This window comes from Mycobacterium sp. 236(2023) (assembly GCF_029623955.1).
In the GTDB taxonomy this organism is placed as follows: Bacteria; Actinomycetota; Actinomycetes; order Mycobacteriales; family Mycobacteriaceae; genus Mycobacterium.
Genome location: NZ_JARSBP010000001.1, coordinates 119,792 through 142,907, shown reverse-complemented (window position 1 = coordinate 142,907; position 23,116 = coordinate 119,792). Strand labels below are relative to the sequence as shown.

Annotated in this window: 9 protein-coding genes; 4 read left to right on the top strand and 5 right to left on the bottom strand. The window is 67.7% G+C overall.

The annotated features are described in order from the left end of the window. Positions 1-20: 20 nt before the first annotated feature. From pe to P9A17_RS00595, 4 genes are all read right to left on the bottom strand, one after another. Complete coding sequence (pe, locus tag P9A17_RS00610; RefSeq protein ID WP_278036656.1) at positions 21-1,151, bottom strand: acyltransferase PE; 1,131 nt, start codon at positions 1,149-1,151, stop codon at positions 21-23. Positions 1,152-1,169: 18 nt separating this feature from the next. Next, complete coding sequence (locus P9A17_RS00605) at positions 1,170-2,900, bottom strand: AMP-binding protein (RefSeq protein ID WP_278036655.1); 1,731 nt, start codon at positions 2,898-2,900, stop codon at positions 1,170-1,172. Between the two features lie 49 nt (positions 2,901-2,949). Further along, positions 2,950-5,952, bottom strand: coding sequence for an RND family transporter (locus tag P9A17_RS00600; RefSeq protein WP_278036654.1), 3,003 nt, complete (start codon positions 5,950-5,952; stop codon positions 2,950-2,952). Between the two features lie 64 nt (positions 5,953-6,016). After that, entirely contained in the window at positions 6,017-7,438 is a 1,422-nt protein-coding gene (locus tag P9A17_RS00595; protein ID WP_278036653.1) for a condensation domain-containing protein, read from the bottom strand. Between the two features lie 213 nt (positions 7,439-7,651). On the opposite strand from P9A17_RS00595, the gene P9A17_RS00590 reads away from it, so the two are divergent. Genes P9A17_RS00590 through P9A17_RS00580 form a run of 3 tightly spaced genes read left to right on the top strand, consistent with a single transcriptional unit; the run spans position 7,652 to position 19,938 of the window. After that, positions 7,652-18,625 (top strand): type I polyketide synthase, encoded by a 10,974-nt coding sequence (locus P9A17_RS00590; RefSeq protein ID WP_278036652.1) that lies wholly within the window; start codon positions 7,652-7,654, stop codon positions 18,623-18,625. A 10-nt stretch (positions 18,626-18,635) separates the two neighbouring features. Then, positions 18,636-19,130, top strand: coding sequence for a TspO/MBR family protein (locus P9A17_RS00585; protein ID WP_278036651.1), 495 nt, complete (start codon positions 18,636-18,638; stop codon positions 19,128-19,130). Positions 19,131-19,146: 16 nt separating this feature from the next. After that, positions 19,147-19,938 (top strand): SDR family oxidoreductase, encoded by a 792-nt coding sequence (locus P9A17_RS00580; protein ID WP_278036650.1) that lies wholly within the window; start codon positions 19,147-19,149, stop codon positions 19,936-19,938. Positions 19,939-19,942: 4 nt separating this feature from the next. Here the strand turns inward: P9A17_RS00580 and P9A17_RS00575 are convergent, their stop codons facing one another. Continuing rightward, complete coding sequence (locus P9A17_RS00575; protein ID WP_278036649.1) at positions 19,943-21,031, bottom strand: dihydrodipicolinate reductase; 1,089 nt, start codon at positions 21,029-21,031, stop codon at positions 19,943-19,945. Between the two features lie 236 nt (positions 21,032-21,267). Between P9A17_RS00575 and P9A17_RS00570 the strand changes: the two genes are divergently transcribed. Beyond that, positions 21,268-23,103 carry an acyl-CoA dehydrogenase gene (locus P9A17_RS00570; RefSeq protein WP_278036648.1) on the top strand — a complete coding sequence of 612 codons (1,836 nt, stop codon included), beginning with the start codon at positions 21,268-21,270 and terminating at the stop codon, positions 23,101-23,103. Positions 23,104-23,116 lie beyond the last annotated feature (13 nt).

The window sequence follows — 23,116 nt, the reverse complement described above, 5'->3', positions numbered from 1 at the left end:
ACGTCGGTGTCGGCCAGGCGCTACGGCGGGTTGTTGGTCAGGTACTGCAGACCGGCCAGCAGCTGGGACACCGGATCCGAGCCGCCACCGAAAGCGGCCTGCGTCGCCGGCGCGGTGACCTCGGCGGGGTCGTACCCGTTGACCGGATCCACGGTGACAGGTGCGGTCGCCGGATTGTCGTTGCGCGAATAGCCGGCATCGACATAGGGCATCAGCACCTTGTCGAGCTCCATCAGCGTGCCCTTGTCGACCCCGAGGTACTTGAACGGCAGCACCAGCGGGAGGTGCTCCTCCGGGATCATGATCGTCGTCGTCTTCCCGCCACGGGAGTTGACGGTGGTCCTGACGTTCTGCGGCGGCACCATGCTCGGATTGGTGAACGCGACCGCGGTGTGGCCGGTCGCGAGGCCGACGATCGCGTTCGCGACGGACAGCCAGTTGTCGGGCCGATCCGGCCAGTCGGCGATGCTGTCGTAGGCGGACACGAATTGGTAAGTGTCGTACTGACTCTCGACCGGCGCCGGGATCCGGTAGTCGAGCGACGGAACGACGCTGCCGACGGGGAAGTTCTGCGTCAGGAAGCTCTCGCCGAAGGCGTGCTTGCCGACGGGATTGCCGAACGTGGCGAAGCTCAACTGGTCGGGCGGCGGAGCAGCCGGGTCGTAGGCCAGCCGCGCCTGCACGTCATCGAGAACCGACGCGCCCTCCGACAGGCCGATCGCGGTGCCGGGACCCCCTTCGCGGATCGCCGCGATGAGGTTGGGTCCGCCGACGTCGATCGACTCGCCGTAGCTGGGACCGTCGAGTCCCAGGCCGGGCGCCACGCGATCACCGAAGGCACCGATGCCGGGGAACAGACGCTCCAGGGTGTGGCCCTGGACCTGTCCCGCCGGGTAGTCGACGATCTGACGGTCCAGCCCGGGGAACCAGTCCGCGCCGGTGCGCATGATGTACTCGTCGTACGGGATGCCGAGAACGTGGGCGCCGCCGAGCGCGTAGGCCCTGCCCGGTGTCCCCCAGGGCGTCGGGCCCCCGGCGCCGACCCCGGGTGGTGGCGGGGGAGGCTCGTCGGCGGTGGCGATCCCGAAGCCGAAACAGCCTGTCGCGCCAATGGTTACCGCTGCGGTGACCGTGGCGACCCGTCTCAGCATTCTTCGACCTTACCTGTCTCAGGCATCCAGCCGGGTGAACTGATCCTGCCGGTACTGCTCGACGCACGCGGCGCGACGGATCTTGCCGCTCGTCGTCGTCGGGATGGAACCGGGAGACACCAGGACCAAGTCACCGACGTTGAGGCCGTGGGCGTTGGAGATCGCGGACGTGACGTCGCTCTTGACCTCGGTGAGATCGGTGAGCTTCTTCAACTCGATCACGGTGACGAGGTTCTCGGTGCTGTTCACCGGCACCGAGATCGCGGCGACCCGGCCGCGGGTGATCTCCTGAACCGTCGCCTCGATGTCCTCGGGGTGGTGGTTGCGTCCGCGGATGATCAGAAGGTCCTTGATCCGGCCGACGACGAACAACTGTCCGTCGTGGATGAAGCCCAGGTCCCCGGTGCGCAGCCACGGCCCGGTGGGGGTGCCCGCGGTCGGCTCCGGCAGCGTCGCGCCGAAGCACTGTTGATCCTCGGCAGGCCTGGCCCAGTACCCGGTCGAGACGTTGTCGCCGTGCACCCAGATCTCGCCGATCAGATCCGGCGGACATTCCCGCGCGGTGTCGACGTCGACGATCCGCACGACGGGCGCCTGCGGCAACCGGTAACTCACGAGCGCGGTGCCGGTCGCAGACGGCTCGGCCCGCCCCTCGGACAGGCCGTCGGAATCGAACCGGACAGCGCTGCTGTCCGGTGAGGTGGAGTCGTGCCACGTGCAGCTGGCGACGTAGACGGTCGCCTCGGCGAGCCCGTACGACGGGCGCAGCATGGTGTCACGGAAGTTGAAGTGCGCGAACCGATCTGCGAAGCGTTCCAGTGTCGCCGGCTCGACGCGCTCGGCACCGTTGATGATGCCGCGCACCCCGCCGAGATCGAGCCCGTCCAGGTCGCTGTCCTTGGTCTTGCGCGCCGCAAGGTCGAAGGCGAAGTTGGGAGCGCCGGAGAATGCGTTCGGATTCTCGGCCAGCGCCCGCACCCACCGCGACGGCTTCTCCAGGAAGGCCACCGGGCTGGTCAGCTCGGCCCGGTAGCCACCGAGGATGGGCGCGCAGACGCCGAGCACCAGCCCCATGTCGTGATAGAAGGGCAGCCACGACACGATCGTCAGATCCGCTGTCGAGGTCACCGGAGGGCCCGCGAACAGACCCCGCATCAGCTGCTCGAAGTTCGACTGCAGGTTGCGGTGCGAGATCTCCACGCCCGTCGGCAGCCGCGTCGAGCCCGAGCTGTACTGCAGGTACGCGATGCTCGGCAGTTCGGTCAGCTCAAGGCTGACGGGACCCTCGGCATCCAGATCCAGTGTGTCGATCGCGATGATCTTCGGCGCCGTGTCCATCCGAGACTGGTCGACCCAGTCCCCGACGTCCCCGGCCGCCACCGACGTCGTCAGCACGACGGACGGCTTCGTGTCGGCGAACACCGCGCTCACCCGGTCGTGGCTGGAACCGCGGTGCGGCAACGGCAGAGGCACCGCGATCAGCCCGGCCTGCATCGAACCCAGGAACGCCAGGACGTACTCCAGCCCCTGCGGCGCGAGGATCACCGCGGTGTCCCCCGCAGTGCCGTGGAGGCTGAGCTCGCGGGCCACGTTCATGGTCCGGCGCGACAGCTGCGACCACGTCAGGCTTTCCCGCACCCCGTCCGGATCCTGCAGATAGTCGGTGAACGTGAACCCGACCTCGTCGGGCCGCATGCTGGCACGGGCGTGCAGCATCGACAGAATCGACGACTGGGGCTCAGATGTCACATCACGTCCGTACACACTCGTGGGATGCTGGCTCGTAGTTTCACATACATCACGCGGGCTCGCGAACCTCTGCCGGTGGCCGCGCAGCCACTCGTGACGGCCACCAGTTGGCCTTGCCGACGAGCGCGGCGATCGCGGGGACCGTGATCGTGCGGACCACGAAGGTGTCCAGCAGGATGCCGACGCCGATGACGAATCCGCCCTGGATCACGATGCCGATGCTGGAGAACAGCAGACCGGCCATCGACGCCGCGAAGATCAGGCCCGCCGCGGTGATCACGCCGCCTGTCGCGCCCAGGGTGCGGATGATGCCGAAGCGGATGCTGTGCGGGGACTCGTCGCGCATTCGCGACACGAAGAGCATGTTGTAGTCGGAGCCGACCGCGACCAGGACCACGAACGCCAGAGGCGGCACGCTCCAGTGCAGTTCCTGGCCGAGCAGGACTTGGAAGGTGAGCACCCCGATGCCGATCGCCGCGAAATAGGACAGCACCACCGACCCCACGAGGTACAGCGGTGCGACGATCGACCGCAGCAACACCATCAACGTCAGCAGCACGACGATCAGCGTCGCGGCGATGATGAACCGGATGTCGCGCTCGTAGTAGTCGCGGGTGTCGCGCAGCGCGGCCGGGAAGCCGCCCATCGAGATCGTCGCGTCGGACAGCGTGGTGTTCGGCTGCGCGCCGCGCGCGATGTCGCTGATCGCGTTGACCTGATCCATCGCTTCGGCACTGAACGGGTTCAGCTTGGTCTGCACGAGGTACCGCACCGAGTGACCGTCCGGCGAGATGTAGGCCGCGGCAGCCTTCTGGAACTCGACGGCTCCGAGCACTTCGGCGGGAATGCTGAAGCCGGCCATGTTCGAGCTCGACGCGTCGTTGCGCATCGTCAGCAGGAACGCGGCGGCCTGGTCGAGTCCGTCGGCCATCACCTTGATCTGCTCGACGATCTGATCGACGCCGCCGGCCACCTGGCGGCTCCCGTCGGCGAGACGGTCGGCGCCGTCCTCAAGCTCGGCGAGGCCGTTGCGGGCACCGGCGGGGGTGTCGAAGCCCATCGCCGAGATCGCCTTGGTCAGCTTCGACAGTGCCGCGTTGAGCTGGTTCACCGTCGCGGTGAGGCTCGACCGGTCGTCGACGCCCTGCAACTGCCCCGCCAGGGTGTTGATCTCGTCGACCCGCCCCTCGTTGCGAGCGGCGACCAGCTTCTCGAACTGCATCCGGGTGTCGACGCACGACGGGTTGGCGTCGCACACCCGGTTGCCCTGCAGCGCGGTCAGGACCGGTCCGATCCACGCGAACATGTCCTTGACCGCACGGAAGTTCAGCCCCATGGACAGGCCGAGCTTGTTGACGCTGTCGACGAGCTTGGCTGCGGTCGCAACGTCGCGGACCAGTTTGTCGCCGCCGTATTCGGTCCGCACCGACGAGAACGTGTCGATCAGGCTGCGCAGTGTGGGCGCGACCTCGTTGACCTGGGCGCGCACGTCGCCGAGGCTGTCGGCCAACGTGTCGGCGCCGTTGGCCAGCGTGTTGAGATCGCCGGTGCGTTCGCCGATCTGGGCGGATCCGGCGGCGAGCCGGTCACCGACGATGCCGGCCTGGAACGTGGCGCGGAACTCGGCCGGCACTTCGCCGAGGGGTCGGGTGATGCCACTGATCAGGGACACATCCGGCAGCTGCGCGATCCGCGACGCCATCTGCTCGAGGTCGGCCAGCGCCTGCGGGTTGCGCAGATCGCGCGGCGACTGCACGAGGATGTACTGCGGGATCGACTGGCTGATCGGGAAGTGCTTCTCCAGTGCGGCGTACCCGATGGAGCTCGGCGCCGACGCCTCCACCACTTTGCGGTCGTCGTAGTTGAAGCGCACGAAGATCGCGCAGCTGGCGAGCAGCACCAGCACGAGGACGCTGGCCACCAGATGCGGTATGGGCCTGCGGACGATGCGGATGCCGGAGCGTCGCCAGAACCGGGCCGTCAGTTCGCGGCGCGGTTTGATCCAGCCGCGCGGACCGACGAGCGCCAGAATTGCGGGCAGCAGTGTCACACCGGCCAGGTACGCGACACCGATACCGATCGCCGCGGACACCCCGATCGTCCGGAAGACGCCCATCTGGGCGAAGTTCATGACCAGGAACGTGACGCCGACGGTCAGCGCCGACGCGGTGATGACCTTGCCGATCGAGATCATCGCGGCCTTGACCGCACGGGCGGGGTCGTCACCTGAGCGCACGTAATCGTGGTAGCGGCTGATCAGGAAGACGGCGTAGTCCGTCCCGGCGCCGGCCATGATCGCGCTGAGGAAGACGACCGACTGGTTGGAGACACCCGCACCGGTGATCTGCGAGTAGGCGGCGACCACCCCCTGCGCGATGACGAGCGACGACCCGATCGTGACAAGCGGCAACAGCATCGTGACGACGCTGCGGTAGACGACGAACAGGACGAGCAGCACCAGGACGGCGATCGCGATCTCGATCGGCAGCCGATCCTGTTCCCCGGCGACGGTCAGGTCGGCGGCGGTGGCGGCGGGCCCGGTGACGAACACTTCGAGGGTCCGGCCGGATCCTTCGTCCGGGACCTGGTGTTTGACGATGTCGGCGACGCGGTTGAACGCCTCGTAGGCGCGCGGGGTGCCCAGCTCGCCGACCAGACCGACCGGCAGCACCCAGGTGGTCTTGTCCTCGCTGGTCAGGAACTGCCTCAGCTGCGGCGTGCTGACGAAGTCCTGCACCGACACCACGTCGGTGACGTCGTCGCGCACCGCGTCGACCACCTCGCGGTAGGTGGCCTCATCGGCCGGTTCGAGCCCTGCTTCGTTGATGAACGCGACGACGAGGAGGTTGTCGGCACCCGGCTCGTCGAACGCCTCGGCCATCTTCGTGGCGGTGACGGTGGACGGCGCGTCGCCCGGCAGGATCACCAGCGGATGCTTCTCCGCCATCTGGCCCAGCGACGGGAACGTCAGCGGCAGGGCAACGGCCACAGCGACCCAGATCCCGATCACGACGAGGGGCCAACGCACCACGAGATCGGCCAGCCGTCTCATATCGCCTCACCCCCGCCCGCGCGCAGCGCATCGCGGGAAGCCGTCCTCCGCGAATTGCTCCACGCTACGCGACGCGTCCCCAGCGCCCGGTGTCAGCAACCAAACCGGCGACCGATTTCATCGCCGTCATGTACCGCTCGACCGACTTCTTGGCGACGGGATTGTCGGGATGCATGATGGCCATCACGGTGCCCTCGCCGTAGCGGAAAATGTAGATCGTCAACTGGTAGGAATAGCGGCCGTCGGGGTAGATGCCGATATTGTTCGCGAGGCCCATTTCGGCGGCGGCCAGGACCGCATTCAGCGGAGCAGCACCGCCGTGGAAGAAATTCGACACAGGGAAATTGGGCCGCGGCCATTTCAGGGACGGCTCCAATTCCAGCACCCGGTAATAGGGCACCTTGGCCATGTTCAGACTCGAATCGAATGCGGCCTGTGCCGAGCCCGCCGCCTCGGCGAACGACGCCGCCCCGATCGGGATCGTGATCGGGATAAGTCCGGTGAACCAGCCCTGCGTCATGAAGTTGTCCCCGGCGGAGCGTGAATCCCTGGGCGTGAGGCCGTAATACGTCAGCGCACCGGTCAGCTCATGTTCGACCTGCGCCAGGCAGGCGAAAAGCCCTCCGACAAAGCGAGTACCGGCCCCCGAGCACGCCGATTCGAAACGCTCTGTCTGCGCCGGGTCCAGCAGGGGCTGGGAGGTCATCGTGCTGGTGGTCGCCTCACGCGGGTTGCCCAGCGGCAGCGGGAACTCGGGGAAGCCGCCGTCGTTCTCGTCGGCAAAGTCGATCCACGCCTGTACGCCAGGCGAATCCACGGTCAGCTCCGCGGTGTATTCGCGTTCCCTGACGCAGAAATCGTCGAAGCTTCCCGCGTCCGGGAGAGTCAGCGCGGCGCCGCCGGAACTCAACGCCGAATACATGCCGTTGGCTTCCATCATCGTGGTGCCGATCAACGTCGCGTCCCCGTGAACGTGATCCATCGCCGCGAAAAATGCGAAATGGTCGTCGCTCTGAATGATCCCGAATGTGAAGCAGCCCCATTCCAGGGGACTCGGGATGTCCACCACGTGGGCGTGGATCTCGTCGACGGTCATGTGCCCGTGCTCGGTCGGCACGAACTCTATGTCGGCCGGATCTTCGATGGCGTGTCGCACGAACTGTCCGTCTCCGGTCCGTTCGAACCAGCTGCGGAAGGTGTCGTGGCGGCGCAGGTAGGAGTTGACGGCGTGGTCCATGGCCGCGATGTCGCAGACGCCGGCCACCTCGCAGCTGGCGATGATCTGCCGGGAGAACGTCGAACCGGCCGAGGACCGCTCGGAATAGTTGCGGAGATGCTGGCCCTGCATGTAGCTGATCGGCACCGGGCTGACAGGCGCCTGCCGCGCCTTTTCAATTGACGACTGTGTCGGATGCCAGGAGGTGACCGACCCTGGATTGAGCGTCCATTCATCAAGCGCGCCAATAGTTATCTTGCCGATGCGCACTGCATCCCCCTGGTCCTTATGCTGTGACCGGCTGCTGCCCGGCATCGTCACTCAACGCGGGATCAACATACCCAACGCTGCACGACTGTGGCCCGCCCCGACCGAGGGAGCCCCGGCCTGCGACGAACCCCGGGGACAGGGCACAGTGGCATAGGATCCGTCCACATTCGATCCTGGGGGGTCACCACACTGATCTTGGGGGAGGACAGCCACATGACGGACGTCGAGGGTGCAGGCGAACTTGCCCCGCGTTTTGCCATCGTCGGCTACGCCGCACGATTCCCCGGCGCCTCCGGCGCCGACGAGTACTGGGAGCTGCTCCGCGACGGCCGCGACGCGATCTCCGAGGTGCCGCAGGACCGCTGGGACGCCGACGAATTTTTCGATCCCGAACCGGGAGCGCCCGGCAAGGTCGTGACGCGCCGGGCCGGCTTCGTCGACGACGTCACCGGATTCGACGCCCCGTTCTTCGGCATGTCGACGCGCGAGGTCCGATCCTTGGACCCCCAGCACCGCCTGCTGCTGGAGACGGCGTGGCGTGCGATCGAGCATTCGGGAACCGCGCCGACGGCGCTGGCCGACACCAACACCGGCGTGTTCATCGGGCTCGCCACCCACGACTATCTCGGCATGGCCTCCGACGGGCTGACCTATCCCGAGATCGAGGCCTACCTGGCCATCGGCACGTCGAGCGCCGCCGCGGCGGGACGGATCAGCTACCGCCTGGGATTGCAGGGACCTGCAGTCGCCGTCGACACGGCGTGCAGTTCGTCGCTGGTCGCGATCCATCAGGCCTGCCAGGCATTGCAATTGGGTGAGTGCGACCTCGCGCTGGCCGGCGGCGCGAACGTGCTGCTGACCCCGGCCACGATGATCACGTTCTCCAGCGCGAACATGCTCGCGCCCGACGGCAGATGCAAGACGTTCGACGCCGCCGCCGACGGATACGTGCGCGGCGAGGGGTGTGGCGTCATCGTCGTCAAGAGGCTCGAGGACGCGCTCCGCGACGGGGACCGGATCCGGGCCGTCATCCGGGGTAGCGCCATCAACCAGGACGGCGCGTCCGGCGGTCTGACGGTGCCCAACGGCGTGGCCCAGCAAAGAGTCATCACCGATGCGCTGAAGCGCGCGGGCCTGGCGCCCAGCGACGTCGGCTATCTGGAAGCCCACGGCACCGGAACTTCGCTGGGTGACCCGATCGAGGCGCAGGCCGCCGGTACGGTTCTGGGCGCTGGACGGGATCCGAAACGGCCTCTGCTGATCGGTTCGGCGAAGACGAACATCGGGCACCTGGAGGCCGCCGCAGGCATCGCGGGCGTCATCAAGGTCATCCTGTCGCTCGAGCACGCGACACTGCCGAAGCATCTTCACTTCGAAAATCCGTCCCCACACATCCCGTGGGACCGGCTCGCCGTGGAGGTCGTGACGGAGACCAGACCCTGGGAGCGCAACGGCAAGCCTCGCGTCGCCGGCGTGAGCTCGTTCGGGTTCGCGGGCACCAACGCGCACGTCATCCTCCAAGAGGCTCCCGAGCCGACCCCCCGCCTGGACGTGCCCGCCGAAACGTCGCGGTCGAGCATCGTGCCGCTGTCCGCCCGCACGCCCGCCGCCCTCGTCCACATCGCCGAGCAGTACCGCAGCTGGCTCAACGCCCACCCGGACGCCACGCTGGCGGACCTGTCCTTCACCGCGGGCGTGGGGCGCGCCCATCTGGAGCACCGGGCCGCGCTCGTGGTCGATTCGCGGGACTCCGTCGTCGAGCTTCTCGGCGCTCTCGCCGACGACCGGCCCGCCACCGGGCTCGTCCGCGGTGAGTCGCATGACGTTCCGAAGACGGCGTGGCTGTTCACCGGCCAGGGCAGCCAGTACCCCGGCATGGCACGGGAGCTGTTCGACACCGAACCGGTCTTTGCGGAGACGATGCAGCGGTGCGCCGACGTGCTGGCCGATGTTCTCGAAAAGCCGCTGCTGGACGTCATTTTCGATACCGACGACGAGGACACACTGCGCGAGACGACGTATGCGCAGCCCGCGCTGTTCGCGGTGGAGATGGGCCTGGCGCGTCTGTGGCAGTCGTGGGGCTTCGAACCGGACGTAGTGCTCGGCCACAGCGTCGGCCAGTACACCGCCGCCTGCGTCGCCGGCGTGTTCAGCCTCGAGGACGGCGCACGGCTGATGGCCGAGCGTGGCCGCCTCTTCGGCAGCCTGCCCGCCGGGGGCCGGATGGCCGCGGTGTTCGCCGACGCCGGACGCGTCGAGGGACTCACCGACGAGTTCCCCGCCCTGTCGGTCGCCGCCTACAACGGCGCCAACACCGTATTGTCCGGTCCCGCACCGGATCTCGAGAAGGCCGTGTCCGCGCTGACCGCCGACGGGGTGCGTTGCGACTGGCTCGACACCAGCCATGCGTTCCACTCCGCGCTTCTCGACCCGATTCTCGACGAATTCGAAACGTACACAGAGCAGTTCACGTTCAATCCGCCGCAGCGGATCCTGATCGACAACCGCACCGGCGACGCGCTCGGGCGAAGCGTGAAACTCGACGGCGCCTACTGGCGCAGGCATGCGCGCCAGCCGGTGGAATTCGCCAAGAGCGTGCGGACATTGGCGAGCCTCAACTGCAAGGTGCTGCTGGAGATCGGTCCGCAACCGGTGCTGACCGCCGCCGCGTTGCGGGCATGGCCCGACCCGGCGACGACACCGCGGGCGATCGCGTCGCTGCGCCGCAACACCGGTGACCACCGGCAGATCACCGAAGCCCTGGCCGACGCCTACGTCTTGGGCCACGTCCCCGATTTCGCCGCGACGCGCGAAGCTCATGCCCGCAAGCTCGACCTGCCCACCTACCCGTTCGACCATCGCCAGTACTGGTTCCTGGACAACCGGCCCGACGGCGCAGAAGCGCCCGCGCAGCAGCCGCGGATGCGGCAGTCCCGCACCGAAGCCGTCCGCCTCCTCGAGGACGGCCGGATCGAAGAGCTCGCCTCCCTCCTCGACGACGGAGACATCGACAGCCAGACCCTCGATGTTCTCAGAAGGCTTGCAGCCCAGCATCATCAGCAGCTCACGACGCAGTCGATCGCTGACGACCGCTACGAGTTCCAGTGGCAGAAGCTGTCGTCGCCCGCTGCGGCTTCCGCCGCGTCGTGGCTCCTGATCGGCGAGGACACCCCAGCGGTCCGGTCGCTGACGGAGGTGCTGACCGCCCGCGGCCACCAGCACCGGACCCTCGCCCTGCCGGTGTCCGACGCCGACGAGGAGAAGCTCGTCGACGCGTTCCGTGCTGCGGCGAACGATTCGCCGCTGCACATCGTCAACGTCGCCGCTGTGGATGCCGACGTCGCACCATCCATGCAGTCGTTGTTGCGGATGCAGCACCGCATTCTCGGCGGGACCAGACGAGTCCTGCGCGCGGCGACGGCCGCCGAGTTGCGCGCACCGATCTGGCTGGTGACCCGTGGCGCACAGCCGGTTACCGACTCCGACAGCGTGTCACCCGACCAGGCGTGCCTGTGGGGATTCGGCCGCGCCGCGGCGCTCGAACTCCCCCAGCTCTGGGGTGGACTCGCCGACATCGCGACCGGCGACACCGACGAATGGTCTCAGTTCATCGATCGCGTCGCCACATCCACCGATTCCGTCGTCCGGGAGGACCAGATCGCCCTGCGTAAGCAGGGCGCCTACGGGCCCAGGCTGGTCCGACGTACCGGCGCCCCCAGTACGGCTCCGCTCCAGATCCGCTCCGACGCAACCTATCTGGTCTCCGGTGGGCTCGGATCGATCGGCCTGGAGGTCGCCGCGTATCTGGCCGCCCACGGCGCCAGACATCTCGTGCTGACCAGCAGGCGTTCTCCCGGCGAGTCTGCACAGCAACGCATCGACGCACTCGCCGAACAGCACGGCTGCGACGTCCGGGTCTTCACCGCAGACGTTGCCGACGCCCATCACGTCGCACGGCTCCTCACCACCGTCCAGGCCGAATTGCCCCCGCTGGCGGGCATCGTGCACGCCGCGGGTGAGATCGGCACGACGCCGCTGGCCTCTCTCGACGACGCCGAAGTCGACCGTGTCTTCGCCGGAAAGGTTTGGGGCGCCTGGCATCTGAGCGAGGCTGCACGAGATCTCGCGCTCGACTTCTTCCTCAGCACGTCGTCGATCGCCTCGGTGTGGGGCGGCTACGGTCAGACCGCCTACGGGGCTGCCAACGCCTTCCTCGACGCGCTGGCCTTCCGGTTACGCGAGCAGGGCATTCCCGGTGTCAGCGTCAACTTCGGTCCGTGGTCGACGGGAATGGCCGACGCCGAGTCGCGGGCCCGCCTCGAAAAGCGCGGGGTCCAGACCCTGTCCCCCGCTGATGCCCTCGCAGGGCTCGCCGACGTGGTTGCCGCGTCCGCGCCGCAAGGTGTCGTCGCCCGCATCGACTGGTCGCTCTTCATGCCGCTCTACCAGCAGGCGGGCCGGCGCGCATTCCTCTCCGAGCTCGCGCGCGAGGTGCCCGACGCGACGCCGCCGGTGACGCCGTCCGGCAAGACCGCGCTCGTCGAACGAGTCACCAACGCCCCTGCGCAGCAACGCAAGAAGCTGCTGACGACCTATCTGCGGGAGGTCGTCGCCGAGGTGACACGCGTCGACGTCGCGGAGATCCGCGAGGACGCGGGTTTCTTCGACCTCGGCATGGATTCGCTGATGGCCGTGGAGCTGCGGCGCCACCTCGAACAGGGTGTCGGCGCGGAGATCCCGGTCACGCTCGCGATGGATCATCCCCGCGTGGCCGACGTCGCGGACTATCTACTCGGCGAGGTGCTCGGCCTCAGCGAGCAGGCCTCCGCACCCACGCTGACCTCCGCGGTGACGACAAGCGCGAACGAACCGATCGCGATCGTCGCGGTGTCGTGCCGCTTCCCCGGCGCCCCGGATCCGGAAGCGTTCTGGGACGTGCTCTCCGGCGGGGTCGACGCCATCCGGGAGGTCCCCGAGGACCGATTCGACATCGACGAGTTCTACGACCCGGATCCCGATGCACCCGGCAAGACCTACACCCGATTCGGCGGATTCCTCGACGGCATCGACGGTTTCGATCCCGAGTTCTTCGGCATCTCCCCGCGTGAGGCCGTGTGGATCGAGCCCCAGCAGCGGCTGATGCTCGAGACGGTGTGGGAGGGCTTAGAACGGGCGGGGTATTCGCCGGCGACGTTGCGCGGCAGCCGCACCGGAGTCTTCGTCGGCGTGGCCGCCAACGAGTACGCGCACCTGCTGTCGTCCGAACCGGTCGACAAGATCGAGCCGCACTTCATCACCGGCAACGCGCTCAACGCCATCTCCGGCCGCGTCGCATTCGCCCTCGGACTCGAAGGCCCGGCCGTCGCGATCGACACGGCGTGCAGTTCGGCGTTGGTCGCCGTGCACCAGGCGACGCTGGCGTTGCGGTCCGGCGACTGCGACATGGCGCTGGCCGGCGGGGTCAACGTCCTGCTCAGCCCGGTGACCATCGTCGCTGCGTCCCGCGCCCGGATGCTGTCCCCCGTCGGACGGTGCAAGACGTTCGACGCCTCCGCCGACGGCTACGTGCGCAGCGAGGGCTGCGGCGTGCTGGTGCTCAAGCGACTCAGTGATGCGCAGCGCGACGGCGACCAGATCCGGGCGGTCATCTCCGGCAGCGCCGTCAACCAGGACGGCGCATCCAGCGGGCTGACGGTGCCCAACGGCGGTGCGCAACAACGGCTCATCCACTCCGTCCTCACTCGCGCCGGGTTGTCCGGCGGCGACGTCGACTACCTGGAGGCGCACGGGACGGGAACCCCGCTTGGCGACCCCATCGAGGTCCAGGCCGCCGCCGCCGCCTACGGCGCGTCGCGGGACCCGGACCGCCCGTTGCTGATGGGTTCGGTCAAGACGAACATCGGCCACACCGAATCTGCCTCCGGCGCAGCGGGTCTGATCAAGGTGGTGCTGTCGCTGCAACACGGCGTGCTGCCGCAGAGCCTGCATTTCGACAACCCGTCACCGCACATCCCGTGGGATTCGCTGCCGGTCCGGGTGGTGGACAAGGCGATTCCGTGGGAAGCCGACGGCAGGCCGCGGCGCGCGGGAGTCAGCTCGTTCGGATTCACCGGAACCAACGCGCACGTCCTGATCGAGGAGGCACCGGCCCCTACCGCAGTGGAAGAGCCTGTCGAGGCGGTCGTCGAGGACGTCTCCGAGCCCGAGCCCGAGCCCGAGCAGGTCAACGTGCTCGCCTTGTCCGCACGGTCCCCGGAAGCACTGGCGGCGCTGGCGCGGCGTTACGAATCCTGGCTGGGCGCACACCCGGACGCCGACCTGGCGGAGGTGTGCCGGACCGCCGGCACTGGACGATCACACTTCGATCATCGTGCCGCTCTGGTGGTCGATTCGGTTCACGGTGCCCGCGACGGTCTGGCTGAGCTGGCCGAAAATCGCTTGCGGCCAGGCGTGGTCCGCGGCGAGCACACCCATCATCCGACGACGGCGTGGTTGTTCACCGGACAGGGCAGCCAGTATCCCGGGATGGCCCGCGAGTTGTTCGCGACGGAACCGGTGTTCGCCGAGACCGTGACCCGGTGCGCCGACGCGGTCGCAGGCATGCTGCCGCGCCCCCTGCTGGAGGTGCTGTTCGCGTCCGATCGGGCGACCTCGGAGTTGTTGCGGCACACATCGTTCGCGCAACCGGCGCTCTTCGCGATCGAGATGGGCCTGGCCCGGCTGTGGCAGTCGTGGGGCATCGAGCCCGACGTGGTGCTCGGGCACAGCGTGGGCCAGTACGCGGCGGCCTGCGTCGCCGGCGTGTTCAGCCTCGAGGACGGCGCCCGGCTGATGGCCGAACGTGGCCGGTTGTTCGGCAGCCTGCCCGAAGGCGGACGCATGGTCGCGGTGTTCACCGACGCCAAGCACGTCGAAGAGGCCGCAGCCGAGTTCCCACGGGTGTCGGTCGGCGCCTACAACGGTCCCAACACCGTGCTGTCGGGCCCCGGCGACGATCTGGAACAGATCGTCGAACGGTTCGGCGGCGAAGGAGTCCGCTGCACCTGGCTGCAGACCAGCCACGCGTTCCACTCCGAGCTGCTGGATCCGGTTCTCGATGAATTCGAGTCCTATGCGGCGCAATTCACCTTCGAGGTCCCGACGCTGCCGCTGGTGTGCAACCGCACCGGTGCCGTGCTGACCGGCCAGGCCCCGTTGGATGCCCCGTATTGGCGACGGCATTCCCGCCAGCCTGTGCAGTTCGCCGAGAGCGTGCGCACCGTCGCGGCCCTGGGGTGCACCGTTCTGATGGAGATCGGCCCGCAGCCGGTGCTCACCGGCGCCGCCGTGCAGGTATGGCCCGAGCACCTCGCACCGCCGCGTGCCATCGCGTCGCTGCGCAAGAGCGTCAGCGACAGGCGGCAGATGGCCGACGCGCTGGCCGCGGCCTACGTCGGCGGTCACCGGCCCGATTTCGCTGCGCTGCAACGCAAGCCCGGCCCCCGACTCGAACTCCCCACCTATCCGTTCCAGCGACGCCGCTTCTGGCCCAAAGCGGGCTCCATCGCGGTCAGCGGTTCCGTCGGACCGGTGGGCTCCGGAATCCTGGGCAGCGCCAAGGATCTCGCCTCCGGTGACTCGGTCTACACCAGCAGGTTGTCCGTCAAATCCCAGCCGTGGCTGTCCGATCACGTCATCTACGGCACCGTCGTGGTTCCCGGGGCGACGTACGCCGCGATGGCGCTGGCCGCCGTCGGCACCCCGGCACGGGCGAAGGACGTCTTCTTCTACGAGCCGATCATTTTGCCCGAGAAGAGCTCCCGGGAAGTTCAGCTGACCTTGCATCCGCTGGAGACCGGCGGCGAGTGGAAGTTCCAGGTGCACAGCCGGCCGTACGGCGAAAGCGGTGCCGAATGGGCGCTGAACGCCGAAGGCACCGTCGTGAGCGGTCTGGCCGACGACGCCGAACCTGACGAGACGGAACGGGTCGACGAGGCGCTGGAGCGGCTCAACCGCATGCGGCCACAGGAGTTGTTCGAGACCTTCGCCGATCTCGAGCTCGCCTGGGGACCGACATGGTCCGGCTCGCTGAAGTCGTTGTGGCTCGGTGAGGGTGAAGCGATCGGCGACATCCTCGTCGGAGCCGAACTCGCCGAACAGCTCGGAACCGAGCCGATGCACCCCGTGCTGATGGACCTGTGCACCGGCGTTGCATTCCCGGCGTTCCCCGCGCTGCTGGCAGCCGAGCAGGGGGTCAACGACCTGTTCCTGCCGCTGCGATACGGCGAGGTGACGCTGCGGGAGAAGATGCCGCGACGGTTCTACTGCCGCGCCAAGTGGCACGCCGGCGCACTCGACAACGAAACCCAGGTCTTCGACCTCGAGTACCTCGACCGAGATGGCAGGCACCTGGGTGGTATCCGCGAGTTCACGGTCAAGCGCGCGCCCAGGGAGGCGCTGTTGCGCGGGCTCGGCGGCGACGCCACCCGGCTGCTGTACACCCTCGGGTGGCACGAGGTACCCCCGCCTTCTGGGCCAGACGACATCGGCGAGACGACAGGCACCTGGCTGATCGCGGGCTTCGATGAACTCGCCGCCAAGGTCGCGGGCTGCATCCCAGTCGACCGGACAACGGATCCAGAACTGTTGGGACAGGTGCTGTCTGCAGCGCAGGAGCGCGGTCTGCCGTTCTCCGGAGTCGTCTGGCGTGCCGGCCTGCCGACCGCCGGCGAGACGAGCGCGGACATCGAGGCCCGGCTCGAAACCGAGATCGCCAACCTGCTCGACGCCGTGCACGCCGTGCAGGGTGGGGTGAAACTGCCGGGCGGTCTGTGGATCGTCACCGAGCGAGGTGTGGCCACGGAGTCCGGCGAACCGGTCGACCCGGTGCAAGCGGCGCTGTGGGGCTTCGGTCGCACCACGATCAACGAAGAGCCTGCGCTGCGCGCCAAGCTCGTCGACTGCGACGGATCACCGGAGGCCGTCCAGGCGTTGGCCAACCTGCTCGCGACTCCCGTCGACGAGCCGGAAATTGCTGTGCGCCAAGGTAAGTTGCTGGCCTCGCGGTTGCTGCCGTGGGCGCGCAGCGGCCACCTCGCTGTGCCTCGCGGAGGCGATTATGTGCTGGCACCCACCGAGCGCGGCGCCATCGACAACCTGCGGCTGACCGAGGCCGATGTCCCCGCCCCGGACGCGGACTACGTGCAGGTGCGGGTGGAGGCCGCGGGCCTCAACTTCCGCGACGTCCTCAACGTCCTCGGGCTCTATCCGGGCGACCCCGGTCCGATCGGCGGCGACTTCGCCGGCGTCGTAACCCAGTTGGGTGAGGGCGTCACGGGCGTCGAGGTCGGCCAGCGTGTTTACGGATCGATGCAGGGCGCTTTCGCCAGCCGGTTCAACGTGCCGTCCCAGTTCCTGGCACCGATCCCCGACGGGGTGAGCGCCGTGGAAGCGGCCACCATTCCCGCCGCGGCACTGACGGTGCGACTGTCGTTCGACTGGGCCCAGCTCAAACCGGGCGACAAGGTGCTCATCCACGCCGCCAGCGGCGGCGTGGGTCTCGCGGCCGTGCAGATGGCCCAGCAGTGTGGAGCCGAGGTGTTCGCCACCGCAAGCACTTTCAAGCGTGCGACGCTGCGCAAGCTGGGTGTGAAGTATGTCTACGACTCCCGGACGACGGACTTCGCCGATCAGATACTGGCGGACACCGATGGCGCAGGGGTTGACGTCGTCCTGAACTCCTTGACGAGCGAAGGGTTCATCGAGGCGACGCTGCGGGCCACCGCCCAGAACGGCCGCTTCGCGGAGATCGCCAAGCGCGACATCTGGTCGGTCGAGCAGATGACGCAGGCCCGGCCCGACATCGCCTACGAGATCGTCGCGCTGGACACGGTGATGTTCACCGAACCCGAACGGATCCGCGGCTTGCTGACCGAGGTGTCGGACGGGCTCGCGAACGGCGACTGGACACCGCTGCCCGCCGAGATCTATCCGCTCACCGAGGCGCGGTCGGCATTCCGCCGCATGCAGCAGGCCCGCCACATCGGCAAGATCGTCGTGCAGGTTCCGAATCCGCTTCAGCCGCAGGCTGACCGGACCTACCTGATCACCGGTGGGCTCGGCGCGATCGGACTGCACACGGCTGCCTACCTGGCCCACCTCGGGGCGGGCGACATCGTGCTGACCAGCCGGCGCTCGCCCGATACGGACACCCAGCAGGCCATCGACGACATCGCCGAGCGTCACAAGTGCCGCGTCCACGTGATGGCGGCCGATGTCGGCGACTCCTCCGACGTCGATGCCCTCCTGGCCCGGATCCGCGCGGAACTGCCGCCGCTGGCCGGGGTGGTGCACCTCGCAGGTGTCCTCGACGATGCGCTGCTGGCCCAGCAGAGTGTGGATCGGTTCCGGATGACGTTGGCACCCAAGGCTTTCGGTGCTTATCACTTGGATCGCCTGACCGAGGACGACGATCTGGACTTCTTCATCGTGTCGTCGTCGGTGTCGAGCCTGTTCGGGTCCCCCGGCCAGTCCAACTACGCGGCGGCCAACGCGCTGCTGGACGGCCTCGTCGCGCAGCGCCGAGCCCAGGGCCTACCCGCGACGGGCATCAACTTCGGCCCCTGGGGACAGGGCGGTATGGCGTCGTCGGCCGCGGCGACCGCCAATATCTCTGCGCAGGGCCTGATTCCACTGGATCCGTCGGCGGCGCTGTCGGCGCTCGCCGAGGTCGTCGCCAACGGAACAGGCCAGGCCACCGTCATCAAGGCCAACTGGCAGCGCGCCGCAAAGGTGCTCGGCAGTTCGCGACCGCCGATCCTGGACCTTGTATTGCCCAGTGCCGCAGGCGAGGTCACCGGGGACAGCGAGCTGCTGAAGCAGCTGATGGAGGTCCCGGTTCCGCAGCGCGCCGGGTTCGTGACCGAGTTCCTGCAGAAGGAGGTCCAGAACTTCCTGAGGCTGGCGTCACCGCCCGCGGCGACCAGCCGGTTCCTCGATCTCGGTACCGACTCGCTGATGGCGATCGAGCTGCGTAACCGGCTGCACAGCCAGTTCGGCGGCAAGTTCACGATCAACGCGACGGCGGTGTTCGACTACCCGACCATCGGCGGGCTCGCCGAGTACCTCGTGGGTCAGCTGCCCGATGCGGAGGAAGCGTCACCGAACGGCCACGAAAAGCCCGCCGGGGAAGCAGATTCGACGGGGTAGCCTGCGGGCCATGGTGACCGAACATTCGACAACTCGCTCCCGGTCGGTCCTCGCGTTGGTGCTCTCGATCCTCGCCGTGGTCGCAGCGTCTGCCCTCGGCGGGTTGGCGACCGCGAGCGCATCCGAGGACTACGGACGCCTCCAGCAGCCCGGATTCGCGCCGCCGTCATGGGTGTTCGGCCCCACCTGGACCGTGCTCTACGTCCTGATGGCGGTCGCCGCGTGGCTGGTGTGGCGGACAGGACCCGCACCGGAGACGACGCGCGCACTCACGTTGTACGGGATCCAACTGGCGCTCAATGCTGCGTGGACCCCGTTGTTCTTCGGTTTGGGCTGGAGAGGGGTGGCTTTCGTCGAGTTGAGCGTCCTGCTCGTGGTGCTCGTCGCGACCGTCGTTGCGTTCTTGCGGCGCAGTGCCCTCGCGGGAGTCCTGCTGCTGCCTTACCTGGCGTGGTCAGCGTTCGCGTTGTGTCTGAACTTCGCTGTGTGGCAACTCAACAACTGACGACTGAGAGGCGTACATGACCAGATCCGTGTTCATCACCGGCGCCGCGACCGGCATCGGGCGTGCTACGGCGCTGCTGTTCGCCGCGCGTGGATACCGGGTCGGCGGCTACGACATCGACGAGGGCGGCCTGCGCGTGCTGGCCGCCGACATCACCGCGGTCGGCGGTATTCCTGTCGTCGGGCACCTCGACGTCACCGACGCCGCCGAGGTCGCCGAGCGGCTCGGTGAGTTCGCCGACTCGTCCGGCGGTCGTATCGACGTGCTCATCAACAACGCCGGCCTGCTGAACGCGGGCCGCTTCGAGGAGATCCCGCTCGATGTGCACCACCGCGAAATCGGGGTCAACGTCACAGGTGTGGTCAACGGACTGCATGCGGCGTTCCCGTACTTGAAGGACTCGCCGGGTGCTGTCGTCGTCAACCTGGCTTCCGCATCGGCGATCTACGGCCAGGCCGAGTTGGCGAATTACTCTGCGACCAAGTTCTTCGTCCGAGCCATCACCGAAGCGTTGAACCTCGAGTGGGCGCGGTACGGGATCCGCGTCATCGACATGTGGCCGCTGTACGTGAACACAGCGATGACCAAGGACCTCAAGACCGGCACCACGCAGTCGCTGGGAATCCGCCTCACCGCGCAGAACATCGCCGAAGATATCGTCGCCGCGGTGGATGCCTCGTGGGCGCGAAAAGCCTTGGCACAGGTGCACTATCCGGTCGGGTTACAGGCCAAGGTGCTGGCTGCGGGTGCACGCTTCTCACCGGCGTGGCTCACCCGGCTGGTCAACAAGAGACTTGCCGGGCACTAGCGCATCAGGCCCAGCGGGCGGCTTCACGTTCGGGGCTCAGCGCCGAGCGCAGCGGCACCTGCAGCCCGTCGTAGATGCCGGGCTTCTGTTCGGCAAGCCAGTTGAGGGCGCCGAGCAGGCGGTTCGCGGCGGTCGTGTTGCCCCCGTCGGCCCGCGTGCCGCCGGGAACGTCGGCGCGGGTGGTGATGGTCAGCTGCGGGTCTCCGTCAACAATCACCCGATGATCCCCCACGCCCTCGTCGGGCTGCGGCCAGTCGGGCGCGCAGGACGGATGGATGCGGGTGATGTGTTCGATGACGACCCGTTGCTTGCCGCCGGACCAGCCGATCACCTTCAGGAAGAACGCGCCCTGCGTTCCTTTCTCGAACTCACCCATCACGGTGTCGACGGTCTCCTCGAGCGGGAGGCGTTCGACCTCTTCGGTGATCTCGTCGATCTCGATGCCGAGGCCGCGGCCGATGAGCCGGATGTTTCCGCCCCACACCATCGTCGGGATCGAGGACAGCAACATCATCGGCGTCTCGTCCATCGATCCGCCGAACCCGCACGACACCTTGACCGCGAACGGCTGGTTGTAGGTGGAGTAGTCGAAGATCTCCTGGCAGGTGATCGTGTTGATGCGCGTGCACAGGCTGGCCGCCGTCACCGCGAGCGCGTCGTTGCCCCATCCGGGATCGACGCCGCTGACCAGCAGCGTGGCGCCACCTTCCTCGGCCGCTGCCGTCAGCCGCTCCACCCATTCAGCGGGGGCGGACGCGGGGTCGTAGAGGGAGTACAGCGACGGCGTCACGACGTGCTTCCCGGCGCGCAGGCACCGTTCGATGTCGGCGATCGCCTCCTCGGGCCGGATGTCCCCCGAGGCCATATAGGCGACGGCGTCGCACTGATCGAGCGCCGCGTCGACGTCGGTGGTGGCGCTCACGCCGGTGGGTTCGTCGATGCCGGCGAAGGACGCGGCGTCCCTACCCGACTTCTCGTCGGAGGACGTGATGATGCCCGTCAAGCGAAGTCCCGGGAACTGCGAAACGGAGCGGATCGAGGTCGCTCCCATATTGCCTGTTCCCCATACCGCGACCCCGATTGCCGTCTGCATGAGGACACCCTAGCGGCCCAAACGTGACCATCATCACAGGGAGGGAAATTCCCAGGTCAAGACCCATGAACTGGCCGAAATGGCTCGTCGGCCAACCGCCCGGTTGGTTAGGCGATGGAAATTGCTCACACTCGTCTTGCGTTGAAGTTACCGGGCGGTATAGTAACCCGCAGTTACTGGTGGGTAACTTAGCAGAAGTACCCAACCGCACGTGGCGTTCTCATCGAGGAGGAATCGTGGGCCACTACAAGAGCAATGTTCGGGACCAGGTATTCAATCTGTTCGAGGTCCTCGGGGTCGACAAGGCACTGGGTCAGGGCGCATACGCCGACCTCGACGCCGACACCGTCGCCGAGATGCTGGCCGAGATGGCCAAGCTGGCCGAGGGCCCGGTTGCGGAATCGTTCGCCGAAGGCGACCGCAACCCGCCGGTCTTCGACCCCAAGACCCATTCCGTGACGCTTCCGGAAGCGTTCAAGAAGTCCGTGCGCGCCGTCACCGACGGTGGATGGGACAAGCTGTCGGTCAGCGAGGAACTCGGTGGCGCCGCGCTGCCCAGCGTCCTGTCGTGGGCCTTGCAGGAGCACATCCTCGGCGCCAACCCGGCCGTCTACATGTACGCGATGGGCGCCGGCTTCGCCGACATCCTGTTCCACCTCGGAACCGATGAGCAGAAGAAGTGGGCCGGATTCGCCGCCGAGCGCGGCTGGGGCTCCACCATGGTTCTCACCGAGCCCGACGCCGGCTCCGACGTCGGCGCCGGCCGCACCAAGGCCGTTGCGCAGCCCGACGGTTCGTGGCACATCGACGGCGTGAAGCGCTTCATCACCTCGGCCGACTCCGACGATCTGTTCGAGAACATCATGCATCTGGTGCTGGCCCGCCCCGAAGGCGCAGGCGCAGGCACCAAGGGTCTGTCGCTGTTCTTCGTACCGAAGTTCCACTTCGACCGCGAGACCGGCGCGCCCGGCGAGCGCAACGGCGTCTTCGTCACCAACGTCGAGCACAAGATGGGCCTGAAGATCTCGACCACCTGCGAGCTGTCGCTGGGTCAGCACGGCGTGCCCGCCCAGGGCTGGCTCGTCGGCGAGGTGCACGACGGCATCGCGCAGATGTTCGACGTCATCGAGCAAGCTCGAATGATGGTGGGCACCAAGGCCATTGCCACGCTGTCGACCGGCTACCTGAACGCTCTGGAGTACGCCAAGTTCCGCGTGCAGGGTGCCGACCTGACGCAGATGACCGACAAGACCGCGCCGCGCGTGACCATCACGCATCACCCCGACGTGCGTCGTTCGCTGATGACCCAGAAGGCGTATGCCGAAGGCCTGCGCGCGCTGTACCTGTTCACCGCGACGCACCAGAACGCCGAGATGGCCAAGGCTGTCCACGGCATCGACGCCGACCTGGCGGTCAAGGTCAACGACCTGATGCTGCCGATCGTCAAGGGTGTGGGTTCGGAGCAGGCGTACGCCAAGCTGACCGAGTCGCTGCAGACGTTCGGTGGTTCCGGCTTCCTGCAGGACTACCCGATCGAGCAGTATATCCGCGACGCCAAGATCGACTCGCTCTACGAGGGCACCACCGCGATCCAGGCGCAGGACTTCTTCTTCCGCAAGATCGTCCGCGACAAGGGTGTCGCGCTGGCCCATGTGGCCGGCCAGATCGAGCAGTTCGTCAAGGCCGAGACCGGCAACGGACGGCTCAAGGCCGAGCGTGCACTGCTGGCCACCGCACTGGAGGACGTCCAGGGCATGGCCGCCTCGCTGACCGGTTACCTGATGGCCTCGCAGGAGGATCCGGCCAGCATCTACAAGGTGGGCCTGGGTTCGGTGCGCTTCCTGATGAGCGTCGGCGACCTGATGATCGGCTGGTTGCTGCAGAAGCAGGCCGCCGTGGCGATCGAGGCTCTCGATGCAGGCGCGACCGGTGACGACCGTGCCTTCTACGAGGGCAAGCTCGCGGTGGCATCGTTCTTCGCGAAGAACTTCCTGCCGCTGCTGACCAGCACCCGCGCCATTGTGGAGAACCTCGACACCGAGGTCATGGAACTGGACGAAGCGAGCTTCTGACCCCCCTCAGATT